Below are 19896 nucleotides of genomic sequence, written 5' to 3' on the forward strand. Positions count from 1 at the left end.
CACTTCTTGGGAACGGGTCCGGGGCGACCGGATTCCGCCCGGCGCCGAGGGAGTCTGGTGTGAAGACCGTCGAGCTGTCCGCCGGAACGATCGAGTACGAGGACACCGGCGGCCGCGGCCCCACGATCGTGTTCCTGCACGGACTGCTGATGGACGCCTCGCTCTGGGACGGGACGATCGCCGACCTGTCCGCCGACCATCGCTGCGTGGCGCCGACGCTGCCGCTCGGCGCGCATCGTCACGCGATGCGTCCCGACGCCGACCTGTCCCTCCCGGGGATCGCCCGGCTGGTCGCCGAGTTTCTCGACCGCCTCGATCTGGACGACGTCACCCTCGTCGGCAGTGACACCGGCGGCGCTCTCGTCCAGCTCCTCATGGCCGACCGCGCCGCACGCGTGGGACGGGTCGTCCTCGCGCCCTGCGACGCGTTCGACAACTTTCCGCCCGGCCTGACCGGCAGGACGCTGTTCCTTGCGGGCAAGCTCCCGCCGCGCGTGTTCGGGCTGTTCATGCAGCAGATGCGGCTACGCCCGGTGCGGCGGCTCCCCATCGCCTTCGGATGGCTCACCAAACGAGGAGACGCCGCCACCGCCCGGTGGATGAAGCCGCTGCTGGCACGGCCCGAGATCCGTCGCGACATCGTCCGGGTCCTGCGCGCGGCGGCGGCGGACACCGGCATCCTGCTCGCCGCGGCCGAACGCCTGCCGGGTTTCGACCGTCCCGCCCTGGTGGTCTGGGCGCACGGTGATCGCGTGATGCCGCCCGAGCACGGCCGACGCCTCGCCGACCTGCTTCCGCAAGGACGGCTGGCCGAGGTGGAGGACAGCTACACGCTCATCTCCCTGGACCAGCCGGTGAGGCTCGCCGAGCTCATCCAGGAGTTCGCTCCCTCCTCGGCGACCCGCTAGGGAGATCCTCGCGGCGGCCTCGTGGCCTGGCGTTCCCCTACTCGTTGGCCAGCAGGTCGGTGGCCTCTTGCCCGGCATGGGTGGTGCGGCGCAGGAAGTCGGCGAGCAGCTCGAGTTCTGCGTCGGTGTACTCGGCGCAGATCTGGTCCATGGAGCCGTTCATCCCCGAGTAGAGCTGGAACATCTCGGGGTTGCGGTCGCGCAGGGCGTGGACGGCGACGGCGCGTCGATCGGCGGCGTCCGGGTCGCGTTGGCGAGTGATCCAGCCGCCGCGTTGGAGCCGGTCGAGGACGCCGGTCATGGTGGCCGGGTGGAGGCCCGCGCGCCGGGCGAGTTCGCTGGGGCTGAGCGGACCGTGACGGTTGATGAGGTCGAGGCAGGAGACGTCGACGTCCTTGAGATCGACGCGCGCGCCGACCTGGTGGTTGAGCAGGGACAGCTGGATGCTCAGCTCACGCAGGGATTCCTTGATCGTGGTGGTCGTCCGCCGTCGACGCCGTGCCTCGTCGGCGTCCTGGGGTGCCTCGGACGCCATGCGCCACCGCCTTCCCGCCGAGCCTTGATACGGCCCTCATATTCGATGAGTTCCAGATCTTACGACATCCGGATATCGCAGCTCCGAGCCTCAAGCGGCTCCCTTCCCGGGCGTCCGGTGGGCCGGCGGGGCTGGACGTTGTATGAGTTTCATATAATATGAGATTCGTAGGCACTCTTGCGGGAAGGGTGCTGATCATGAAGAGGGGCGTCAACGATGAAGCTCACGATCTTCGCCGCGACCGGCGGTATCGGCCGGCAACTCCTCGACCAGGCCCTCGCCGCGGGGTACGACGTCACGGCGGTGGCTCGCAACCCCAGGGACCTGGACGGGAGGGCGCGCATCGTCACCGCCGACCTCGCGTCGGCGGACCCGGACGTGCTCGCCTCGGCGGTCGAGGGGAGTGACGCCGTGCTGTCCGGGCTGGGTCCGCGCAAGCCGAGGTCCGAGGCGGGGATCACCTCGCGCGGCACGAGGGCGATCGTGACGGCGATGCAGGACGCCGGCGCCCGTCGCCTCATCGTCGTCAGCGCCGCCCCGATCGGCACCGTCCCCTCACCCGGCAACCCGAACCCGCCCAAGCACGACCCGGGCGACGGGTTCTTCATGCGGCACCTGGGAAGCCGGTTCGCCAACACCATGTTCCACGCGCACTATGCCGACCTCGCGCTCACCGAGGACATCGTCCGCGACAGCGGCCTGGACTGGACCGTCAGCCGACCGCCGCAGCTCACCGACAAGCCGCTGACCGGGGCCTACCGAACCGCGCGAGGGCGGAACGTGCGAGGCGGCATCCGTGTCTCGCGCGCCAACGTCGCCCACCACATGCTCGCCATGCTCGAGCAGCCCGCGACGATCCACCAGATCTACGGCATCGCCGACCAGTGACTTCGGCGCAGGGCCCGTCCGCGGCCGGTCAGGTCATGGATGGACGCGCCGTGCCGTCCTGACCGGGGGCCGCAGGGGTGAGGCGCCACCCCTGGGCGACCTCGGTGCGGTGCTCGACGTGTCTGCCGAAACTAGCGGCGGACGACGGGGGCCTGGCGGTCGATCTCGCGGCCGAGCGTCATGACCATGTCCTCGAACGCGGCCGTGCCGTGCTTGCCCTTCAGGGCGGGGAACAGGTTCTTGCGCGCGGCCATTCTGAGCATCTCGCTCAGCGCCGTGTGCGGGACGGGGCGTCCGACGGACAGCTCGTCGTGAGCGTGGCGCGAGAGGCGCATCAGCTCGGGGTGGTCGGCGGACTCGCTGAGGATCATGCGCGTGGCGTCCTTGAGAAGCATGGCCGGAGTCTACGAGGGAGGAGCCCAGCCCGTGGCGGCAATCACTTCGCGCGCTATGTCCGGGACGGACCGCTCGTCGGTGAGCACCCGGACGGTGCCCGCGGCGGCCCGTTCGTCCAGGCGACGTGCCGCCCGGAGGCTGTTCTGGAGTTCCCGCTCCAGCTCGGAACCGAGTTCGCGGCGACGGCGGTCAGGCACGCCGGGGAGGCGCGGGGGCGGACGGGGTGGTCGGGTCAGTTCGAGGGGGCCGCCGTCTCCAGGTGGTGGGTGATGCCTTCGCCGACCGGGTGTGGGGTGGCGTTCTACAGGTCGATGTCCAGGCTGAAGCTCTTCTCGATCCAGGAGCGCGTCGCGTCCGGCTCGGCGGGGTCGGGTGGACGAACGACCGGGTGGGCGGCGGACTGCTCGGCGCCACGGCGTCGCGCGTCGGCCTCCGCGCGGCGGCGTTGTGCGGCGGCCTCGGACCGGTCGTGGGCCTCGGTCAGGTGGCCGTTCTCGAACACCAGCTCCTGGACGTCCTCGTACTTCCACGGGCTCTGGAATCCCATGTGGACGTACAGCTCGTTGAGGAACTCGCGGCCGAGCAGCAGCCGTCCGGTGAACCGGACCGGCTCGCGCAGGCCCTCGTAGCGGCGCCCGCGCGACGCGTCCTCGGCGGGCGTGACCCCGAACAGCGTCGGCGGCTCACCCTCCACGAGCATCTCCAACTCCGTGAGGACGAGCCCGCCGTCCACGACCGTGTACTCGCACACGTAGCCGCGCCAGCACGCGGTCGACATCGCGAGAGGCCGGAGTCCCAGCGCTGACGGGTCGAAGAGGCCGTCGCCCTCCTGTCCCGTCAGCGCGTACAGCCGATCGTGGTAGATCACAGCATCAGGAATCTGTCCCGTCATGCGCCAAACGTAATCGGCGAAGCGGTCATATAGCCGGGACGGCGGCGGACGGGTCATGTCCGGCAAAGGCCATCCCGATCACGAATCCGCCGACCTCCTCCAGCTGCCGCACCCGGTCGAGCCCCCCGAGGACGACCGGATTCCCGCCCAGGTCACGGGCCAGTTCGCCGACCGTCTTGAGCGCGCCCGGATCGTCCCCGGCCATGACGACGACCGGCGTGCGGCCCTCCGACGGCTGCGTCCACTGCATGAACGGGAACGTGTGGAACGCCTTGACGACATGCGCCCCGGGGGCTGCTGCCGCGATGCGTCCGGCCATCGACTCGCCGGGCGCGACGAGCAGCTTTCCGATCCCGTGCCCGACGGCGTTCGTCGGGTCGATGAGCACCGTCCCGGACGGGACGCCCGCGACCAGGTGCTCCGCCGCGTCCCAGGGGACGGCCAGCAGCACCGCGTCGCGTTCGGCGGCCACCTCCTCGACGGGCACCGATCGCGCGCCCAGCTCGTCCGCCAGAGCCCGGGCCTTCTCAGGGGACCGGCCCGCGATCACCACCTCGTGCCCCGCGCGCACCCACACCGCCCCGAGCGCCTTCGCCATGTGACCCGTCCCGATGATCCCGATCCGCATCTCTCAGCCTTCCCTTCGCTGGTCGGACGGCCAACGTAGACATTCCGAAATGCACCATTCGGTACGTCTCGGATCGAGGACCATGGACGGGTGACGGATGACCTGATCGTCGACTGCTGGCTGCGCGCCGGGTTCGAACTCTTCGCGCACACCTGGGATCCGCTCGTCGTCGCCGCGCTGCGCGACGAGCCGCTGCGCCGCCGCGTCCTGAGGAACGCCATCGGGGGCGTCAGCGACAAGGTGCTGACCGAATCCCTGCGGCGGCTGCTCGCGAACGGCCTGGTCACCCGCCGCTCGTTCGCCGAGGCCCCGCCCCGCGTCGAGTACGCGCTGACCGCGCTCGGCCGCACCTTCCTGGACGGCCCGCTCCGCGCCGTCGGCGACTGGCTCGACGGACACGCCGACGAACTCCTCGCGGCGCAGGAGGCCGCCGAGGCAGGATGACCTTCGACCGCCGATGAGTTCGCGCCCGCCAGCGGTCACTCCACGCGCGACAGGAACCAAGGAGGAACCATGCTGGCAGAACCCGTCGAAGCCACCGATCTCAACATCTACGGCGACGGTGAACTCCCCTGGGACCAGGTCGCCGAGGCCCTCGTCGAAGCGCTTCCGAAAATGGAGACGCCCGTCTTCCTCGGGACGGTCGGCCCGTACGGGCGTCCCCACTCGGCGGGCATCGGGGCCGCCGAGTGCGAGGGCCATCTCTACTTCACCAGCGGCCCGAAGACCCGCAAGTCGCAGCGCCTGGCGGCCAACCCGGCCTGCACGCTCTCCATGCGGCTGCCCGGCGTCGACCTCGTCCTCGAGGGAGAGGCCGTGCGCACCACCGACCACGCCGAGATCGCCCGCGTCGCCGCCATCTACGCCGCCGGCGGCTGGCCCGCCGAGCAGGACGGCGATGTGATCACCGCGCCCTACAGTGCCCAGAGCGCCGGCCCCGGCCCCTGGCACCTCTACCGCTTCACCGTCCACGCAGCCGCAGGGGTGGCCCTGGCCGACCCCTACGGCGCCACCCGCTGGCGCTTCGCCTGACCCGCATTCGGACCGACACCCACCCGCCTCGTCGGAACCACACAGGTTCCGTCATGCCGCGGTTGGGGTTCTGGCCGGTGGGTTCAGTCGGCCAGGGGGCCGGGGGACCGATCACGCTCCGGAGGTTTCGGGGCAGGCGTGCCTCAGGTGCGGTGCGCCTTGATGAGGTCGCGGTACCAGGCGAAGGAGTCCTTCGGGGTGCGGACCTGGGTGTCGTGGTCGACGTGGACGAGGCCGAAGCGCTGGTGGAAGCCTTCGGCCCATTCGAAGTTGTCCATCAGCGTCCAGGTGAAGTAGCCGCGCACGTCCACACCCTGGGCGACGGCGGCGTCGACGGCCCGCAGATGGGTGTCCAGGTAGTCGATGCGGTCGGTGTCGGGGACGGTGCCGTCCTCGGTGACGACGTCGTTCACCGAGCAGCCGTTCTCGGTGATGTGGATCGGGGGGAGCGCGGGGTAGCGCTCCTTCAGCAGGACGAGGAGCTCGCGGAGGCCGTCGGGGACGACCGGCCAGTCGAAGGCGGTGCGGCGGTAGCCGTCGATCGGGGCCTCCTCGAAGGGGAGGCCCTCGGCCGTGGGGGCCTGGACACGTGTCGGGTTGTAGTAGTTGACGCCGAGGGCGTCCAGGGGAGCGGAGATCAGTTCGAGGTCGCCGTCCTGGACGGAGCCGCCGAGGGTGGCGTCGACGCCGTAGGCGGAGAGGTCGGGATAGGCGCCGGTGAAGAGGGGGTCGGCGAACAAGCGGTTGTGCAGGCTGTCGTAGGCCTCGGCGGCCGCGAGGTCGGCGGGGGACTGCGAGGCGGGCCAGACCGGGGTGCAGTTGTTGGCGATCATCACCTGGAGGCCGCGCCCGCGCAGTTCCCGCAGCGCGAGCCCGTGCCCCAGCAGCTGGTGGTGGGCGACCGGCAGGCAGTCGACCATCAGGGCGCGGCCCGGGGCGTGGGTGCCGAGACCGTAGCCCCAGACCATGTGGATGAACGGCTCGTTCAGCGTGATCCAGTTCTTGACGCGGTTGCCCAGCCTGGCGGCCGCGATGGCGGCGTACTCGGCGAAGCGGTACGCGGTGTCGCGGTTCAGCCAGCCGCCGTCGTCCTCGAGGCCCTGGGGGAGGTCCCAGTGGAACAGCGTGGGAAAGGGCTCGACACCGCGCATGAGCAGGCCGTCCACCAGGCGGTCGTAGAAGTCCAGGCCCTTGGGGTTGGCCACTCCCCTGCCGGTCGGCTGGACGCGGGGCCAGGCGATCGAGAAGCGGTAGCCGGTGAGCCCGGCCTCGGCCATCAGTGCGAGGTCCTCCTCGTACCGGTGGTAGTGGTCGCAGGCGACGTCACCGGTGTGCCCGTCGCGGATCACCCCGGGGCGGGCGGTGAAGGTGTCCCACACCGACGGGCCGCGGCCGTCCTCCTTGGTGGCGCCCTCGATCTGGTAGGACGCCGTCGAGGCGCCCCAGACGAAGTCGGCGGGCAGGTGGTTCAGGGTCATGCCTGGCCTCCAAATGTGAGGGTTACTCGCGTTGACGGGATCGATGGGATGATGGGCGCGTGAATCAGGAGCGCACCGTGGGGGGCCAGCGCCGCCGGCCCGTCCAGAAGCGCAGCGTCGAGCGCTTCGAGCGGTTGCTGGACGCCTGCGCCGAAGCGCTGGAGGAGGCCGGCCTGGTGGCGCTGACCACCAAGGAGGTCGCCCGCCGGGCCGGGGTGCCCATCGGCACCCTGTACCAGTTCTTCTCCGACAAGGAGGGGCTGCTCGGCGCGCTGGCCGCCCGCAACCTGGAGCTCTTCGTCGAGCGGGTCGCGGGCCGGCTGGAGCGCGAGCGGCCCGGGGACATCCCGGCCGCCGTGGACGTGGCCGTCGACGAGTTCGTCGACATGCGCCGGACGGTCACCGGCTTCAACGTCATCGACTTCGGCGCCACCGGCCAGGACCACGCCCTCGATCCGGCCCTGGACAACAACACCGCGGTCGCCGGACGGCTCCGCGAGCTGGCCACCTCCATGGTCGGCATCCGGGACGACGCCGAACTGGAGATCGCGCTCCGGGTGGCGCTGGAATGCGCGGACAGCGTGCTGAACCTGGCCTTCCGAACCGACCCGCAGGGCGACCCCCAGTTGATCGCCGAGTGCAAACGCGTCCTCAACAGCTACCTCAACGATCGGATCCGGTCGCTTCGGACGGGGTGACGGTCTGCCGGCACGCGAGCCGCCCGGCCCGTCCACCGACCCGGGTCAGCGGACACCCTTGACCTTCCACACCAGAGCCGCACCACTCACCGACATCGTGGCGGAGCACAGGAACAGCGCCGGATAACCCCCCATATCGCCGATCAGGAGCGAGGCGACCGGAGGGACCAGGACGTAGGGCAGCGAGCCCATCAGGGTGCCGAGCGCCATGTCCTTGCTGCGGTCCGCGGAGGCGGGGAGGACCTCGGTGACCAGCGCGGTGTCGACCGCCAGGTACACCCCGTAGCCCAGGCCGAGGACGACGGCCGCCACCAGCGTCATCGTCCACGTCGGGGACAGGGCCAGTGGGACCGCCGCGACGCCCATCGTCAACCCGCCGAGGAACGCCGGCAGGCGGCGCCTGCCGAGCTTGTCCGACAACCACCCGCCGAGGATGACCATGGCGACGGTCGAGACCGCGTTGATGCCGATCACGATGAGCAGCCCGTCCTCGGTCTTCTGGCCGGGGAACAACCGCTCGTAGTGCAGGACGTCGTCCAGGAAGTAGGGCAGGTAGAGGGTGCCGAGCCCGTAGCCGAGCGACATGACGAAACGGGAGACCAGCGCCCAGACGAAGTCGGGGTCGTCTCTCAGGCTGACCCGGTAGCCCCGCAGGAAGACCCTCAGCGAGAACGGCTCGCGGCCACCCCCGGTCAGCGGCGCGTCCTTGACCCAGAACCCGAACAGCAGGACGGTCAGCGGGAACGCGGCCATCACCAGGTATCCGGCCATGAACCCGCTGACGAGGCCGATCAGCACCCCGCCGAGGATCAGCGCGCCCGCCAGGGGGACCATCGCCCATCCCAGCACGACGCCGCGCTGCGCGGCCGGAACCTGGTCGGGCACGACCGCGTTCAGGCCCGCGCCCATCACCATGATGCTCACCGACAGCAGGAACGACCCGAAGGCGACCCCGGCGACCGTGTGCTGCGCGCCGGTGAGCAGCAGCGCGCCGATGCAGGCGAGCGCGCCTCCCAGCATCCAGGGGCGGCGGCGGCCGAACCGGCCGGTGGTGCGGTCGCAGAGCGCGCCGGCCAGCGGCGCCAGGACGATGCCGGAGACCGCGCCCATCGCGCTGACCCAGGCGAAGGCGCCGACCTTCCCGGCCGGGTCGATCTCGGCGATCTGCTGCGGCATCAGGAAGATCGTCGGCGCCTGCTGCGGGATGAAGACCCCGAAGTTGGCCAGGACGAACATGGCGACCCAGCGGCGGCCCACGTCGCGGGTCGGCTCGTCGAGCGCGTCGAGGCGCGGGGGAGCGACGGTCACCGGGACACCCGCGTGAGGTGGACCAGCTCGCTCGTGCAGTCGAAGGGCGGCAGCGGCGGGAGGCCGTGGCTCATCAGGACGGCGCCGTCGTGGACGGTCCCGGTGGCCTCGTCCCGATATCGGGCCTGCGGGTCCAGGCCGGTGAGACGGGTGCGGGCAGGGGAGCGGACCAGCCCGGAGGGGCGGAACTGGAACACGACGAGTTCGTCGCCGGTGAGGTACTGCAAGGCGTTGTCGCCGAGCCGGTACAGGGCGCCGCCGTGCACGACCGGGCGGATCCGCTTGTACTGCTCGACCAGCATCCGGGACCAGGCGAGATCGTCCTCGCTCCAGGACCGCAGGTCGCCGCCGATGCCCATCGCGCCGGCCATCGAGACGTGGAAGCGGTAGCGCAGCGGCGTCGGGCGGGCCGTGAGGGCGTTGGGGTTGTCGGTGACCCAGGCGCCCATCGTCCGGGCGGGCAGGACCTGCGAGAAGCCGTGCTGGATCGCGACCCGGTCGGCGGCGTCGGTGTTGTCGGAGGTCCACACCTGGTCGGCGCGGCCGAGGATGCCGAGGTCGGCTCGGCCGCCGCCGCCCGCGCAGGTCTCGAGGTACAGGTCGGGCCGGGCGGCGCGCAGCCGGTCGATCACCTCGTACACACCCCGGGTGTGCTCGATCCAGACCCGGTCGGGGTCGCCCGAGCCGGGCCGCCCCGCCTCGGTGAACGGCCGGTTCATGTCCCACTTGAGGAAGACGGTGTCCAGTTCGGTGACCGTGCGGACCAGCCACTCCACGGCCCACTCGCGCACGTCCCGAAGGCCGAAGTCGAGCACGCACTGGTTGCGGACCTCGGTGCGCGGACGGCCGTCCTGATGAAGGACCCAGTCCGGGTGGGCGCGGTACAGGTCGCTGTCGGGGTTGACCGCCTCGGGCTCGACCCAGAGGCCGAAGCCCATGCCGAGCGCGCGGACCCGGTCGGCGAACGGCCGCAGGCCCTTGGGGAACCGTTCGCGATTGGGCCACCAGTCGCCGAGGCCGGAGTGGTCGCCGGTACGGGTGCTGAACCAGGCGTCGTCCACCACGAACACCTCGACGCCGAGGCCCGCCGCGAGCTCGGCGAGCTCGGTCTGCTGCTCCTCGGAGATGTCGAACTCGGTGGCCTCCCACGAGTTGTAGATGAGCGGCCGTTCGGCGGCACGCTCCGGGAGGACCTCGCCTTCGACATAGGAGTGCCAGCGGCGGCTGGTGCCGCCGAAGCCGTCCGGAGCGTACAGGCCGGTGAAGACGGGGGTCTGGAGGGACTCGCCCGGAGCGAGCCGCCAGACCAGGCCCTCGTGGCCGAAACCGCCGGTCCACGACGTCCGGTCGAGCTGGTCGCGGCGCAGGGTGATCCGGCGGCTGCCGCTCCAGGCCAGCGCGGTGCTCCAGACCTCGCCGTGCTCTTCGGCGGCGTCCCCCGCGTCGACCATCAGCCAGGGACCCTCGTTCGGCCCGGTGATGCCCAGGCGGCTGGTGAGGACCGTCTCGCCGACCGGCACCCGGTCGCGCCGCAGCTGGAACTCCCTGCCCCACTCACCCACGACATGGCTGACCCGGTAGTCGGCGCGCACGGGCAACGTCCAGGAGGCGGAGTCCAGCCTGAGGACCTGGACCGGCTCGCCCGCGGTGAGGACGGTCCAACGCTCGATCTGGTCGTGGCCGTCCCTGATCCGGTAGTGCAGTTCGAGATCGAGCATCCGGACCTTGTCGGTGAAGCCCAGGGTGAGGTGGCCGCCCCGGATCTCCTGGGAGACGAACGACCAGTCGAACCCCCGGACGCCGTCCTGGAACCGGACGGTCAGCGACGGCGTGCCGAACCGGAGCCCGTTCTCGGCGAGGAACTCCTCCCCGACCTCCTCACCGGACGGGTCGTCCGAGGCCGGTCCCGATTCGGGCAGATCGGCGGCGATCACGGCGGCCTGCTCGGCCGTCAGACGCCGTCCCCAGTGGACGTGCTGAGGCACGTCCGCGGCGTTCAGCCGGAACGCGTAGGACGTACCCGGCGTGCTCAGTAGCCAGAGCCGGGCCTCGGGGAGGTGGAAGATCACGCGAGCTCCATCCAGACGGTGATGTCGGGTGGCGGGGGGCGGCTGAACATGGCGACGTCCGGACCGATCCAAACATGAGCACCACTCATATTCGGGCTCATGGTAGGTGAGCGGACCAGCGACGCCAACCCCCTTGGCCGGGCCATCTCAGGAGATTTGGATCGCCCGGCGCGCTCCGGCGACGCGGATCAATTCCTCCAGGCCTGGCCTGGTCCACACAACGCCGCCGACACCGGACCCGAGCCCGTGATCGGCGCGGACTCACAGGACGAGCCGCCGGAAAACGTAGAGGCCGCCCTCCTCGCGGAAGGCGGCCTCTACGTCCCACTTCGTCTGCGTCCTACTTCACCTCGCGCTTCACGAGGCGGAAGGCGCCGATCGCCAGCGGGAGGACCATCCAGAGGGCGAGGGCCGTGCCCGCGCGGGCCCATTCGGTGCCGGTGGCCGCGCTCTCGCCGGTCAGGGGCTCGAAGGCGCGGTTCGTGTCCAGCCACACGGACGCGTCGCGCAGGGCCTTCACCATGGAGCCGACCGTCGTCCAGACCGTCGGCAGGACGAAGTACAGGACGATCGCGACCGGCGTGTTCATCAGCAGCGCGCCGAACGCGACGCCGATCAGGACGGTCGCGACCTCGACCAGCAGCATCGAGCCGATCGCGCGCACCGGCAGGTTCCAGTCGCCCGACGCCACCCCGAGGAGGCCGCCGGCCCCGCGGCCGAGGACGCCGAGCGCCAGGCCGAGCAGGACGAACCCGGTCGCGAGCACGACCGCCGCGATCACCTTCGCCGCCAGGATCCGGAGGCGTTGCGGGACGAGCGCGAACGTCGTCAGCGCCGTCCGCTGCGACCACTCGCCGGTGACCGCGAGGATCCCGACGACCGGCAGCAGCAGGCCCACCCCGATCTGGGACAGCGCGAACAGCTGCCCCGCCGACTGCTCGTCCGCCGGACGGACGGCCATGAACACCACGACCGTCGCGACCGCGACCAGCGCGATGATCGCGAGCAGCCAGCGGCCCGCGCGGGTGTCGGTCATCTTGCGCAGTTCGACCAGCGCGAGCCGCGTGAGCGGCGGACGCGCCGGGGCCTGCGTGAGGTCCAGCACGGTCATCGGAGAGCCTCCTGCGGAGCGGACGGCGACGGTGCCACCGGGCCGGTCTGCCGGCCGGTGAGGGTGAGGAAGAGCTCCTCCAGGCCGCCCCCGCCGGCCTGGCGCAGCTCGAGGAGCACGGTCCCGGACGCGGCGGCGGCCCGTCCGACGGCCTCGGCCGGGGCCTCCACGACGAACGCCTCGCCGCCGTCGCCGGTGGGCTCGCGGCGCACGACGGCCAGGCCCGCTCCGGTCAGCGCGGTGTACAGGGCCGCCTGGTCCAGCGCGCGGACGAGCGTCCGGCCGGACGAGGCGAGCAGGTCGGACTTGGCGCCGTTCGCGACGACGCGTCCGCCCGCGATCACCACGAGCGTGTCGGCGACCGCCTCCACCTCGTGGAGCAGGTGCGAGGACAGCAGCACCGCGCCGCCCCGGTCGGCGAAGCCGCGCAGCAGCGTGCGCATCCAGTAGATGCCCTCGGGGTCCAGGCCGTTGGCGGGCTCGTCGAGGACCAGCACGGACGGGTCGCCCATCAGCGCCTGCGCGATCCCGAGCCGCTGCCGCATGCCGAGCGAGTAGTTCCCGACCCGGCGGCCCGCCGCCTTCCCGGCCAGCCCGACCGTGGCGAGCATCTCGTCCGCGCGCTTCGCCGGGACGCCGAGGACCCGCGCGGTCAGGGCGAGGGTCTCGCGCCCGGTCCGTCCCGCGTGCTGCGCCGACGCGTCCAGCAGCACGCCGACGTGCCGGCCGGGGTTCGGCAGCGAGGCGAACGGCACCCCGAGCACCGTGGCCGTCCCGGACGTCGCGGGCGTCAGCCCGCAGAGCATCCGCATCGTGGTGGACTTGCCCGCGCCGTTCGGCCCGAGGAAGCCCGTCACCGTGCCCGGGCGGCACCCGAAACTCACGTCCTCGACCACCGTGGTCGGGCCGTAGCGCTTGGTCAGTCGCTCGACTTCGATCATGCCCCCAGCCTGGCCTTTCGCCCGGGACATCCGAAACATCCGAAAGTCGGCACCCGATCGACCGAGGTCGATCGGGCGGCCCGCGAAGAGGGCGGGGGGCTTGCCGTTCCTCTAATGATCTTGGCTGGAAATTGGATCAAGTCGACGTCCAATGGGCTCCTGACCAGGGGGTATCGGCCGTACGGTGCCTGTCGACGTACCAACGGCCTCAGCAGGCACAAGGAGTCCCAGATGTCTCGTACTCGATCCGTTCGCAGCCGCTCCTTGGCGCTGACGGTCGGCACTCTGCTGCTCAGCGGTGGAGTGGCCATGTCGTCCCAGACCTCGGCATACGCTCTCACCGGGCAGGCGGGCACCGCCTTCCAGGAGCAGTCCGCGGCCGCCTGGCCGAGGCACTGCTGCGGTCACGGCTGGAGCTGCCACAAGTGCCGCCGCGGACGGCCGGGCCCGCCCGGACCGCAGGGGCCGCAGGGAGAGCCGGGCCGGAACGGCGTCTCGGGGTGGGAGCGCATCGAGCAGAACTTCACGTTGGGAGTGGGCCCGAACCCCGTGACCGAAACGGTCACGTGCAGCCCCAACAAACGGGTGCTGGGCGGCGGGTACGTGATTCCGCCGGAGCCCTTCCTCTACGGAACCGCCCTGATCGTGACCGCCTCCGCGCCGACCGGGCCCAACACCTGGGGGGTGACGGTCAACCCCGTGGGTTCGGGCGAACCCGTCACTGCCACCGCCTACGCGATCTGCGCCGACGTGAACTGACCCGCGGGCCTGGACCGCCACCGGCCGCTGCGAGAGGCCGGGCCTGGTCAGCGACACGGCGGGAACGCGGTCCCCGGCAGCGGCGCTGCCGGGGACCCGGCGGTCAGTCGTTCAGGGCGGCGTCGTGGACGAGCAGCGCGATCTGGACGCGGTTGTTGAGCTCCAGCTTGGCCAGCAGGCGCGACACGTACGCCTTCACGGTCGCGACGCTCAGCGACAGCTCGCGGCCGATCTCGCTGTTGGTCAGGCCGCGCCCGACCCGCGTCGCGACGGCCAGTTCGCCCTCGCTGAGGCGGTCGAGCAGGGTGCGCGCCCGCTCCTGCCGCGGGTCGACGCCCGTCCCGGCGACGTAGCCCATCATCTTGCGCAGCACCGCCGGGGACAGCATCGGCTCCCCGGACGCGACCTGCCGGATCGCCCGCATGATCTCCGGCGGCGGGGTGTGCTTGAGCAGGAAGCCGCTCGCGCCCGCGCGCATCGCCCGCAGGATGTGGTCGTCGGTGTCGAACGTGGTCAGGATGATGATCTCGGGCGGCTCGCGCCGGGACCGCAGCAGCTGGGTCGCGGCCAGGCCGTCCACGCGCGGCATCCGGATGTCCATCAGCACCACGTCCGGCCGGTGCGCGTTCACGGCCGGCACGACCTCGGCGCCGTCGGCGACGTCCGCGACGATCTCCAGGTCGTCCGCGCCCGCCAGCATCATCCTCAACCCCGCGCGGACGAGCGGATCGTCGTCCACGATGAGCACCCGGATCACCTCAGCCACACCCTTCAGTTTACGATTCGCCGAGCGGTAGCCGCGCCACCAGCAGGAACGTTCCGTCCGGCGTCCGGCCGTGCGTGAGCGTCCCGCCCACCAGCGCGACCCGTTCGCCCAACCCCAGCAGCCCGGCCCCGGCCCCGGGCAGCCCCGAGACCGCCCGGCCGTCCCGCGCGGGCATGAGCCCGGCGCCCGGCGGAAGGGGGTTCTCGATCAGGACGATCAGCTCCCCGCCGTCCGCGAGCAGCCCCACCCGCACCCGGGCGCCCGGCGCGTGCTTCCGCGCGTTCGTCAACCCCTCCTGGACGATCCGGTAGGCGTGCCGTCCGATCCGTTCGGGCACGCGCCCGTCCGCTCCGACCTGGTCGTCCAGGTCCACGCGGTCACCGGCGCCCCGGGCCTCGGTCACCAGGGACCCGAGGCCGGCGAGCGTCGGCTGCGGACGCTCCGGCGCCTCGTCCGCGGCCTCCGGGCCGGTGCGCAGGACGCCGATGACCTCGCGCAGGTCCTCCATCGCCTCGTACGCGCCGCGCCGGATGATCCCGGCGGCGTCGCGCTGCGCCTGCGGCGCGTCCGGGCCGAACTCCAGGGCCCCGGCGTGGACGGCGAGCAGCGAGATCCGGTGCGCCAGGACGTCGTGCATCTCGCGCGCGAGGCGCTCGCGCTCCAGCAGCCGCGCCTCCTCGACGCGGAGCCGCTGCCCCTCCTCCGCCTGCCGGGCCCGCTCGCGCAGCGACTCGACCAGGAGCCGCCGCGACCGGACGAGCATTCCCGCCGTGACCAGGACGGCGTGCGACAGCGTGAAGACGACCGCGCCCTCCACGAACCCCTGCCGGGACGTCGAGACCAGCGTCATCAGGCCGCACACGGCCGCGGTCTCCGCCAGCGCGATCGGCACCGCCACCCGCCACGGCCGCAGCGCCGCGACGTTGAACACCGCGACCGCCGCCACCCCGTACGCGGCGGCCCCGAGGAACTGCGCCAGGATCAGCCCGATCGCCAGCGCCACCGGACGGTTCCGCCGGAACAGCAGCACGGCCAGGCAGCACAGCGCGCCTAGCATCAGCTCGCGCGTCTGCGCCGCCGCGCCGTTCTGGCTCGGCTGGTCGACCTGGGACAGCCCGACCGTGACCAGCCCGAGCAGCGCGCCCAGCGCCATGACGCCGACGTCCCCGGCCCACTCCCGGACCGTCCGCCCACCTCTCACCCGCCCGACGCTATCGACCCGCCGGGCCGGCGCGACCCCACCCTCGGTCGCCCTCCCGTCGACTTTGGTCTATGCCGGGCCTTCGGCGCCGCGTGGGGGCTTGACTCTCGCACCGGTGTGAGGGTCTACGGTCGCCCCGTCATTGATCTTGAACGGGGAGGTGGCGTCATGCCAGGCGCAGTGGTCATTGGAGCGGGCCCGGGAGTCGGACAGGCCGTGGCGCGCAGGTTCGCCGCGGAGGGACTGCCGGTCGCCCTGCTGGCCCGGAGCGAGAAGACGCTGCGGGAGGCGGCGGACGCGCTCGCGCCCACGGGCGTCCCCGTCGCCGCGTTCACGGCCGACGCCGCGGACAGGTCCGGCCTGGACGCCGCGCTCGACAAGGCCGTCGACGAGCACGGCGTCCCGGACGTCGTCGTCTACAACGCGGCCCTCATCCGTCCGGACGCGCTGGGCGAGCTCACGGTGCGCGAGCACATGGACGCGTGGGCGGTCAACGTGGTCGGCGCGGCCAACGCCGCCGCCCATCTCGCCCCGGCCATGGCCGCGCGCGGCGGCGGGACGTTCCTGGTCACCGGCGGCATGCCCGAGCCGAAGCCGCAGTACGTCAGCCTGTCCCTGGGCAAGGCGGGCGTCCGGACGCTGGTCACGCTCATCGACCAGCAGTACGGCGAGTCCGGGGTGCACGCGGCGAGCGTCACGATCGACGGCCCGGTCGCCCCCGGCACCGACTTCGACCCCGACCTCATCGCCGAGCACTACTGGCACCTCCACAAGCAGCCCCGCGCGGACTGGCAGCACGAGATCCTCCACACCGGCCGCTCCTGACGGCCGGCGCGGGCGTCTGCGGTGATGAGCGCCGGGCGGCCGCCACGGGACACCTCGTCGCCCGCCCGCACGGCTGACGCCGTCCGCTGGTTGCTTTGTCTGGCGTGGTGGAAGGGGATTGCCGGACAATTCCGCGCCTCCCAGAGTTGGGTCCGACCGGCCGAAAGATCGCCGGTCCTTCACCGCAGTGCCGGTGGAGGAGCTCTCGAGCTGGGGTCGTGCGGCCGGGCCCCAGCCGACCCGACCAGCCACCCGAGGAGGAGCCGGGCAGGGGTCCTCGGATCCCGCGAGAAGCATCCAGCGGCCGCCCGCGATCGTCAGACAGGGAAGGACCACGCGATGAAGATCGGATCGAGCATCCGCGTCGCTGCCGTGCTCGGAGCGGCCACCGCGGCCCTCGGCGCCATCAGTTCCGGCACCGCCAGTGCCGCCGTCCAGGCGCACCCGGCCGCTGCCCAAGCCACCCACGACCGTCCGGCCGTCAAGGGCACCGTCATTCCGTTGCACGGGAAGACCGGCGCCCGCCCTGGCGACGCCTCCGGCCCCGGCCTGCTCGCCTACCACGGGTGCTCCAGCGGCACCGTCTGCATCTACCCCGATTCGGGCTGGAACAACGACCAGCCCATCTACCGCTTCTACGAGTACGGCTACGCCCGGTTCTACAACCTGTACGGCAGCAAGCGCGTGATGAACAACCAGTACGCCACGTCGACCCATAACGGGAGGGTCTACGTGTGTCACGGCCAATATGGCGACAGCTGCGACATCTACATCAACCCCGGACAGACCCATGTCGTCGAGGACATGAGTTCGTACAACACCCTCATGCTCACCTAGCCATACCGAGTCACCTGAGCAGCCCGGCTTGGAGGTGGGTCGCAGGGAGCCGCCCCTTTCCGCGCCAGGCCCCAGGCAGATGAGCTGAGCGCCTCGGCGCACCCAGAATGCAGGCCCTCCCCGGTCCCAAGGGGGAGGGCCTGCGTGTCTGCGGTTCCACTTGCCGGGGGGGCGTCCTTGTACGGGCGCAGCGTGGCGTCCGGGGTGGGCTGGAGGCGGTGTCAGGCCCGGACGCGCCCACCGGCCTCAGGTGTTCGTGGATCGGCGGGTGCGGTGGGTGCGGAGCTTGTTGCGGTTGCCGCACCGTTCCATCGAGCACCAGCGTCGCGCTCCCGGCCGGGACGAGTCGACGAACACGAGCGGGCAGTCGTCGCTCGCGCACTCCCGGACGCGGTCGGCGAACGGCCCGCTCAGCAGCCCGATCATCTCCCGCGCCAGCGTCGACAGGGCCTGCGTCGCGGTCACCGGCGGCCCCCATCCGGAGGTCACTCCGTCGGGGGCCAGCTGCGAGGCCAGGCCGGGAGCGGACGCGGCGCGGTTGATGACCGCCACGTCCCTCCCGGGAAGGGGTGAACCGTCGGCGCGGGCGTGGGCGACGACCCAGATGGCCTGCCGCAGCGCCTTGGCCGCGACCAGCTCCGACGGCGTCACCGGCACGGTGAGGACGGCCGACAGCGGCGGCTCGGCCAGCCATTCGGCCAGGTCACCTGGGCCGTGCATGGTCTCGAAGACCGCGTACCGGCCCTCGCCGCCGGTGTGCGCGAAGTCCAGGCAGACGGCCCCGGCGTCGAACCGAAATGACCCGCCCTTGGGATCGTGCAGGACTCGTCCGGTTGTGCTCGCTCGCATGAAACCACTATAACTGGTTTCGAAAGAGACGCCATATGAACAGGTGTCGTCATCAGGGGGAGCGTCCGATGAGCGTCCGTCACATCAATCCCGAGGGCATGCACCGCAGCCCGGCGTTCAGCCAGGCCGTCGTGGTCGAGGGCCCGGCGAAGACGATCTACATCGGCGGCCAGAACGGCGTCGGGGCCGACGGCAAGGCCGTCGGGCCCACGGTCGCCGACCAGACGGGTCAGGCGCTCCGCAACCTCGCGACCATCCTGGAGAGCGAGGGCGCGACGCTGGCGAACATCGTCCACTGGCGCATCGCCGTCGTGGAAGGCCACTCCTTCAACGACGGCTTCGCCGCCTTCCAGGAGATCTGGGACCCGAAGAACCCTCCGCCCGCCATCACCGTCCACGTCGTCGCCGGCCTCGGCCCGGGCTTCCTCGTGGAGATCGACGCCGTCGCCGCGGTCTGACCCGCCCGCCCCGTCGCCGATTCAGGTGAGTGGGGCGGTGGTTACGGGTTGGCCCAGGGCGCTGCCCTGGAGCCAGTCGGGCCAGGACTTCGCCCAGGGGGTGGGGCCGTTGCCGAAGCGGAGCTTGCGGGAGGTTCCCGTGACCTCGATGATGTCGCCGACGTTGGTGAAGTCGAAGAACCACCTGGCGTCGGAGGGCGAGGCGTTGACGCAGCCGTGGCTGACGTTGGAGCTGCCCTGGGCGCCGGTGGACCACGGGGCCGCGTGGACGAAGGTGCCGCTGTAGGTCATGCGGACGTTCCAGTCCGTCGGGATCCGGTACGCGCCGGGGTCGCCGGTGGTCGCGGAGTCCATGATGATGTGGGCGTCCTTCTCCTGGGCGATCATGACGCCGGTGTAGCTGTCGTCCCCCGGACGGCCCAGGCTGACGGGCATCGTGCGGACCAGCGTGTCGCCCTTGTAGACCTTCGCCTCGTGGCTTCTGGAGTTGATCCGCGTGTAGTGCTTCGCGCCGACGGTGAAGGAGAGCGTGCGGTCCTTGGTGCCGTAGAAGCCGGCGCCCGCCTTCACACCGGACAGGTGCGCGACCAGCTTCACCTTCGTGCCGGACGGCCAGTAGTCCTTCGGGCGGAAGTCGACCTCGCGGTCGCTGATCCAGTACCAGGCGCCCGTGAGGGGCGTGGACGACCGCAGCTCCAGGGACCGCTCGACCGCCTGCTTGCCCGCCTTCGTCGACACGTCGTCGCTCAGCAGCAGCTGGATCGGGATGCCGACGCCGACGGTCTCGCCGTCCAGCGGCGCCAGGCCGCTCTCGAGCTTCTGCTTGGCGGCGAGCGTCGTGAACGTGGACGTCGCCGTCGTCTGCCTGCCGCCGTCGCGACCGTGCGCGGTCACCGTGTACGTCGTCCCCGGGACGAGCCCCCAGGACGTCTGCCAGCTCTTGCCGTCCGGCGACAGTCGTCCCTCGGTCCTGCGCCCCTTGGCGTCGACGAGCGTGACGTCCGTCAGCCTGCTGGTCGCGGCCTTCACCACGACCGGCTGGTCGGGCGCGACCTGCTGCGTCCCGTTCGCGGGACTGATCGTCGGTGGGGGAGCGGCGGCCTTCGAACCACCCCCGCCCGACCCTCCACCGGACGAACACCCCGCCACCAGCGTCAGCGCGGCCGCAAGCGCCGCACCCGTCATAGCCTTTCCCACGTGTGATCCTCCCCGTCGTCCCCTCCAGGGTAAGCACGCGACCGCGGAGCGGGAGGCCGAGCCGGAATCTGTGGAAAACGAACCGGGAGCCGCGCCATCGGCGCGGCTCCCGGTGGTCGT

General features: G+C 71.6%; 23 protein-coding genes. 9 read left to right on the plus strand and 14 right to left on the minus strand.

The annotated features are described in order from the left end of the window. Window positions 1-59 precede the first annotated feature (59 nt). Window positions 60-908: an alpha/beta fold hydrolase gene (locus tag AB0L06_RS29670; protein ID WP_500234409.1), complete on the plus strand. Its 849-nt coding sequence runs from the start codon at window positions 60-62 to the stop codon at window positions 906-908. Window positions 909-945: 37 nt separating this feature from the next. Here AB0L06_RS29670 and AB0L06_RS29675 read toward each other — a convergent pair whose 3' ends face one another. Next, on the minus strand, window positions 946-1443 hold the full coding sequence (locus tag AB0L06_RS29675; protein WP_500234410.1) for a MarR family transcriptional regulator: 498 nt from the start codon (window positions 1441-1443) through the stop codon (window positions 946-948). Window positions 1444-1659: 216 nt separating this feature from the next. On the opposite strand from AB0L06_RS29675, the gene AB0L06_RS29680 reads away from it, so the two are divergent. Further along, entirely contained in the window at window positions 1660-2331 is a 672-nt protein-coding gene (locus AB0L06_RS29680; protein ID WP_500234411.1) for an NAD(P)-dependent oxidoreductase, read from the plus strand. A 131-nt stretch (window positions 2332-2462) separates the two neighbouring features. On the opposite strand, the gene AB0L06_RS29685 is transcribed toward AB0L06_RS29680, so the two are convergent. From AB0L06_RS29685 to AB0L06_RS29700, 4 genes are all read right to left on the minus strand, one after another. Next, window positions 2463-2726 carry a hypothetical protein gene (locus tag AB0L06_RS29685; protein WP_500234412.1) on the minus strand — a complete coding sequence of 88 codons (264 nt, stop codon included), beginning with the start codon at window positions 2724-2726 and terminating at the stop codon, window positions 2463-2465. Between the two features lie 9 nt (window positions 2727-2735). Continuing rightward, complete coding sequence (locus tag AB0L06_RS29690; protein ID WP_500234413.1) at window positions 2736-2924, minus strand: hypothetical protein; 189 nt, start codon at window positions 2922-2924, stop codon at window positions 2736-2738. Between the two features lie 104 nt (window positions 2925-3028). Next, on the minus strand, window positions 3029-3619 hold the full coding sequence (locus AB0L06_RS29695) for a hypothetical protein (RefSeq protein ID WP_500234414.1): 591 nt from the start codon (window positions 3617-3619) through the stop codon (window positions 3029-3031). 25 nt (window positions 3620-3644) lie between these two features. After that, window positions 3645-4247, minus strand: a complete 603-nt coding sequence (locus AB0L06_RS29700) for an NADPH-dependent F420 reductase (RefSeq protein WP_500234415.1) — start codon at window positions 4245-4247, stop codon at window positions 3645-3647. A 90-nt stretch (window positions 4248-4337) separates the two neighbouring features. Here AB0L06_RS29700 and AB0L06_RS29705 point away from each other — a divergent pair, with 90 nt between their 5' ends. Both AB0L06_RS29705 and AB0L06_RS29710 read left to right on the plus strand, forming a co-directional pair. Continuing rightward, window positions 4338-4691: a winged helix-turn-helix transcriptional regulator gene (locus AB0L06_RS29705; protein WP_500234416.1), complete on the plus strand. Its 354-nt coding sequence runs from the start codon at window positions 4338-4340 to the stop codon at window positions 4689-4691. 69 nt (window positions 4692-4760) lie between these two features. Next, window positions 4761-5279, plus strand: coding sequence for a pyridoxamine 5'-phosphate oxidase family protein (locus AB0L06_RS29710; RefSeq protein ID WP_500234417.1), 519 nt, complete (start codon window positions 4761-4763; stop codon window positions 5277-5279). Between the two features lie 143 nt (window positions 5280-5422). Here AB0L06_RS29710 and AB0L06_RS29715 read toward each other — a convergent pair whose 3' ends face one another. Continuing rightward, window positions 5423-6757, minus strand: coding sequence for a GH1 family beta-glucosidase (locus tag AB0L06_RS29715; protein WP_500234418.1), 1335 nt, complete (start codon window positions 6755-6757; stop codon window positions 5423-5425). Window positions 6758-6816: 59 nt separating this feature from the next. Here AB0L06_RS29715 and AB0L06_RS29720 point away from each other — a divergent pair, with 59 nt between their 5' ends. After that, window positions 6817-7455, plus strand: a complete 639-nt coding sequence (locus tag AB0L06_RS29720) for a TetR/AcrR family transcriptional regulator (protein ID WP_500234419.1) — start codon at window positions 6817-6819, stop codon at window positions 7453-7455. Window positions 7456-7500: 45 nt separating this feature from the next. Here the strand turns inward: AB0L06_RS29720 and AB0L06_RS29725 are convergent, their stop codons facing one another. The 4 genes from AB0L06_RS29725 to AB0L06_RS29740 form a co-directional block, all read right to left on the minus strand. Continuing rightward, window positions 7501-8763 (minus strand): MFS transporter, encoded by a 1263-nt coding sequence (locus AB0L06_RS29725; protein WP_500234420.1) that lies wholly within the window; start codon window positions 8761-8763, stop codon window positions 7501-7503. Beyond that, window positions 8760-10832, minus strand: coding sequence for an alpha-galactosidase (locus AB0L06_RS29730; protein ID WP_500234421.1), 2073 nt, complete (start codon window positions 10830-10832; stop codon window positions 8760-8762). The genes AB0L06_RS29725 and AB0L06_RS29730 overlap by 4 nt, the downstream gene beginning before the upstream one ends. A gap of 340 nt (window positions 10833-11172) precedes the next feature. Continuing rightward, window positions 11173-11943 carry an ABC transporter permease gene (locus AB0L06_RS29735; RefSeq protein WP_500234422.1) on the minus strand — a complete coding sequence of 257 codons (771 nt, stop codon included), beginning with the start codon at window positions 11941-11943 and terminating at the stop codon, window positions 11173-11175. Beyond that, window positions 11940-12884: an ABC transporter ATP-binding protein gene (locus tag AB0L06_RS29740; RefSeq protein WP_500234423.1), complete on the minus strand. Its 945-nt coding sequence runs from the start codon at window positions 12882-12884 to the stop codon at window positions 11940-11942. Before AB0L06_RS29740 ends, AB0L06_RS29735 begins: the two co-directional genes overlap by 4 nt. A gap of 231 nt (window positions 12885-13115) precedes the next feature. Here AB0L06_RS29740 and AB0L06_RS29745 point away from each other — a divergent pair, with 231 nt between their 5' ends. Then, window positions 13116-13643: a hypothetical protein gene (locus tag AB0L06_RS29745; protein ID WP_500234424.1), complete on the plus strand. Its 528-nt coding sequence runs from the start codon at window positions 13116-13118 to the stop codon at window positions 13641-13643. A 103-nt stretch (window positions 13644-13746) separates the two neighbouring features. On the opposite strand, the gene AB0L06_RS29750 is transcribed toward AB0L06_RS29745, so the two are convergent. Together AB0L06_RS29750 and AB0L06_RS29755 are read right to left on the minus strand one after the other, a co-directional pair. Continuing rightward, window positions 13747-14400, minus strand: a complete 654-nt coding sequence (locus AB0L06_RS29750; protein ID WP_500234586.1) for a response regulator transcription factor — start codon at window positions 14398-14400, stop codon at window positions 13747-13749. Window positions 14401-14419: 19 nt separating this feature from the next. Next, window positions 14420-15610: a sensor histidine kinase gene (locus AB0L06_RS29755; protein ID WP_500234425.1), complete on the minus strand. Its 1191-nt coding sequence runs from the start codon at window positions 15608-15610 to the stop codon at window positions 14420-14422. 168 nt (window positions 15611-15778) lie between these two features. Between AB0L06_RS29755 and AB0L06_RS29760 the strand changes: the two genes are divergently transcribed. Together AB0L06_RS29760 and AB0L06_RS29765 are read left to right on the plus strand one after the other, a co-directional pair. Beyond that, window positions 15779-16435, plus strand: coding sequence for an SDR family NAD(P)-dependent oxidoreductase (locus tag AB0L06_RS29760; protein ID WP_500234426.1), 657 nt, complete (start codon window positions 15779-15781; stop codon window positions 16433-16435). A gap of 339 nt (window positions 16436-16774) precedes the next feature. Further along, the gene (locus AB0L06_RS29765; protein ID WP_500234427.1) at window positions 16775-17272 is read left to right on the plus strand and encodes a hypothetical protein; all 498 of its coding nucleotides are present in this window, start codon (window positions 16775-16777) and stop codon (window positions 17270-17272) included. Window positions 17273-17518: 246 nt separating this feature from the next. On the opposite strand, the gene AB0L06_RS29770 is transcribed toward AB0L06_RS29765, so the two are convergent. Next, window positions 17519-18121 (minus strand): CGNR zinc finger domain-containing protein, encoded by a 603-nt coding sequence (locus AB0L06_RS29770; RefSeq protein WP_500234428.1) that lies wholly within the window; start codon window positions 18119-18121, stop codon window positions 17519-17521. A gap of 68 nt (window positions 18122-18189) precedes the next feature. Here AB0L06_RS29770 and AB0L06_RS29775 point away from each other — a divergent pair, with 68 nt between their 5' ends. Further along, entirely contained in the window at window positions 18190-18579 is a 390-nt protein-coding gene (locus AB0L06_RS29775; RefSeq protein WP_500234429.1) for a RidA family protein, read from the plus strand. A 21-nt stretch (window positions 18580-18600) separates the two neighbouring features. Here the strand turns inward: AB0L06_RS29775 and AB0L06_RS29780 are convergent, their stop codons facing one another. Further along, window positions 18601-19776, minus strand: a complete 1176-nt coding sequence (locus AB0L06_RS29780) for a L,D-transpeptidase (protein ID WP_500234430.1) — start codon at window positions 19774-19776, stop codon at window positions 18601-18603. Window positions 19777-19896: the final 120 nt, after the last annotated feature.

The sequence above is a fragment of the Spirillospora sp. NPDC052269 genome, from assembly GCF_040679435.1.
Classification (GTDB): domain Bacteria; phylum Actinomycetota; class Actinomycetes; order Streptosporangiales; family Streptosporangiaceae; genus Spirillospora.

Coding starts and splice junctions, on each gene's coding strand:
- AB0L06_RS29680 (WP_500234411.1), top strand. CDS start 1,660: ATGAAGCTCACGATCTTCGCCGCGACCGGCGGTATCGGCCGGCAACTC.
- AB0L06_RS29760 (WP_500234426.1), top strand. CDS start 15,779: ATGCCAGGCGCAGTGGTCATTGGAGCGGGCCCGGGAGTCGGACAGGCC.
- AB0L06_RS29770 (WP_500234428.1), bottom strand. CDS start 18,121: ATGCGAGCGAGCACAACCGGACGAGTCCTGCACGATCCCAAGGGCGGG.
- AB0L06_RS29685 (WP_500234412.1), bottom strand. CDS start 2,726: ATGCTTCTCAAGGACGCCACGCGCATGATCCTCAGCGAGTCCGCCGAC.
- AB0L06_RS29700 (WP_500234415.1), bottom strand. CDS start 4,247: ATGCGGATCGGGATCATCGGGACGGGTCACATGGCGAAGGCGCTCGGG.
- AB0L06_RS29735 (WP_500234422.1), bottom strand. CDS start 11,943: ATGACCGTGCTGGACCTCACGCAGGCCCCGGCGCGTCCGCCGCTCACG.
- AB0L06_RS29715 (WP_500234418.1), bottom strand. CDS start 6,757: ATGACCCTGAACCACCTGCCCGCCGACTTCGTCTGGGGCGCCTCGACG.
- AB0L06_RS29775 (WP_500234429.1), top strand. CDS start 18,190: ATGAGCGTCCGTCACATCAATCCCGAGGGCATGCACCGCAGCCCGGCG.
- AB0L06_RS29740 (WP_500234423.1), bottom strand. CDS start 12,884: ATGATCGAAGTCGAGCGACTGACCAAGCGCTACGGCCCGACCACGGTG.
- AB0L06_RS29710 (WP_500234417.1), top strand. CDS start 4,761: ATGCTGGCAGAACCCGTCGAAGCCACCGATCTCAACATCTACGGCGAC.
- AB0L06_RS29675 (WP_500234410.1), bottom strand. CDS start 1,443: ATGGCGTCCGAGGCACCCCAGGACGCCGACGAGGCACGGCGTCGACGG.
- AB0L06_RS29745 (WP_500234424.1), top strand. CDS start 13,116: ATGTCTCGTACTCGATCCGTTCGCAGCCGCTCCTTGGCGCTGACGGTC.
- AB0L06_RS29695 (WP_500234414.1), bottom strand. CDS start 3,619: ATGACGGGACAGATTCCTGATGCTGTGATCTACCACGATCGGCTGTAC.
- AB0L06_RS29765 (WP_500234427.1), top strand. CDS start 16,775: ATGAAGATCGGATCGAGCATCCGCGTCGCTGCCGTGCTCGGAGCGGCC.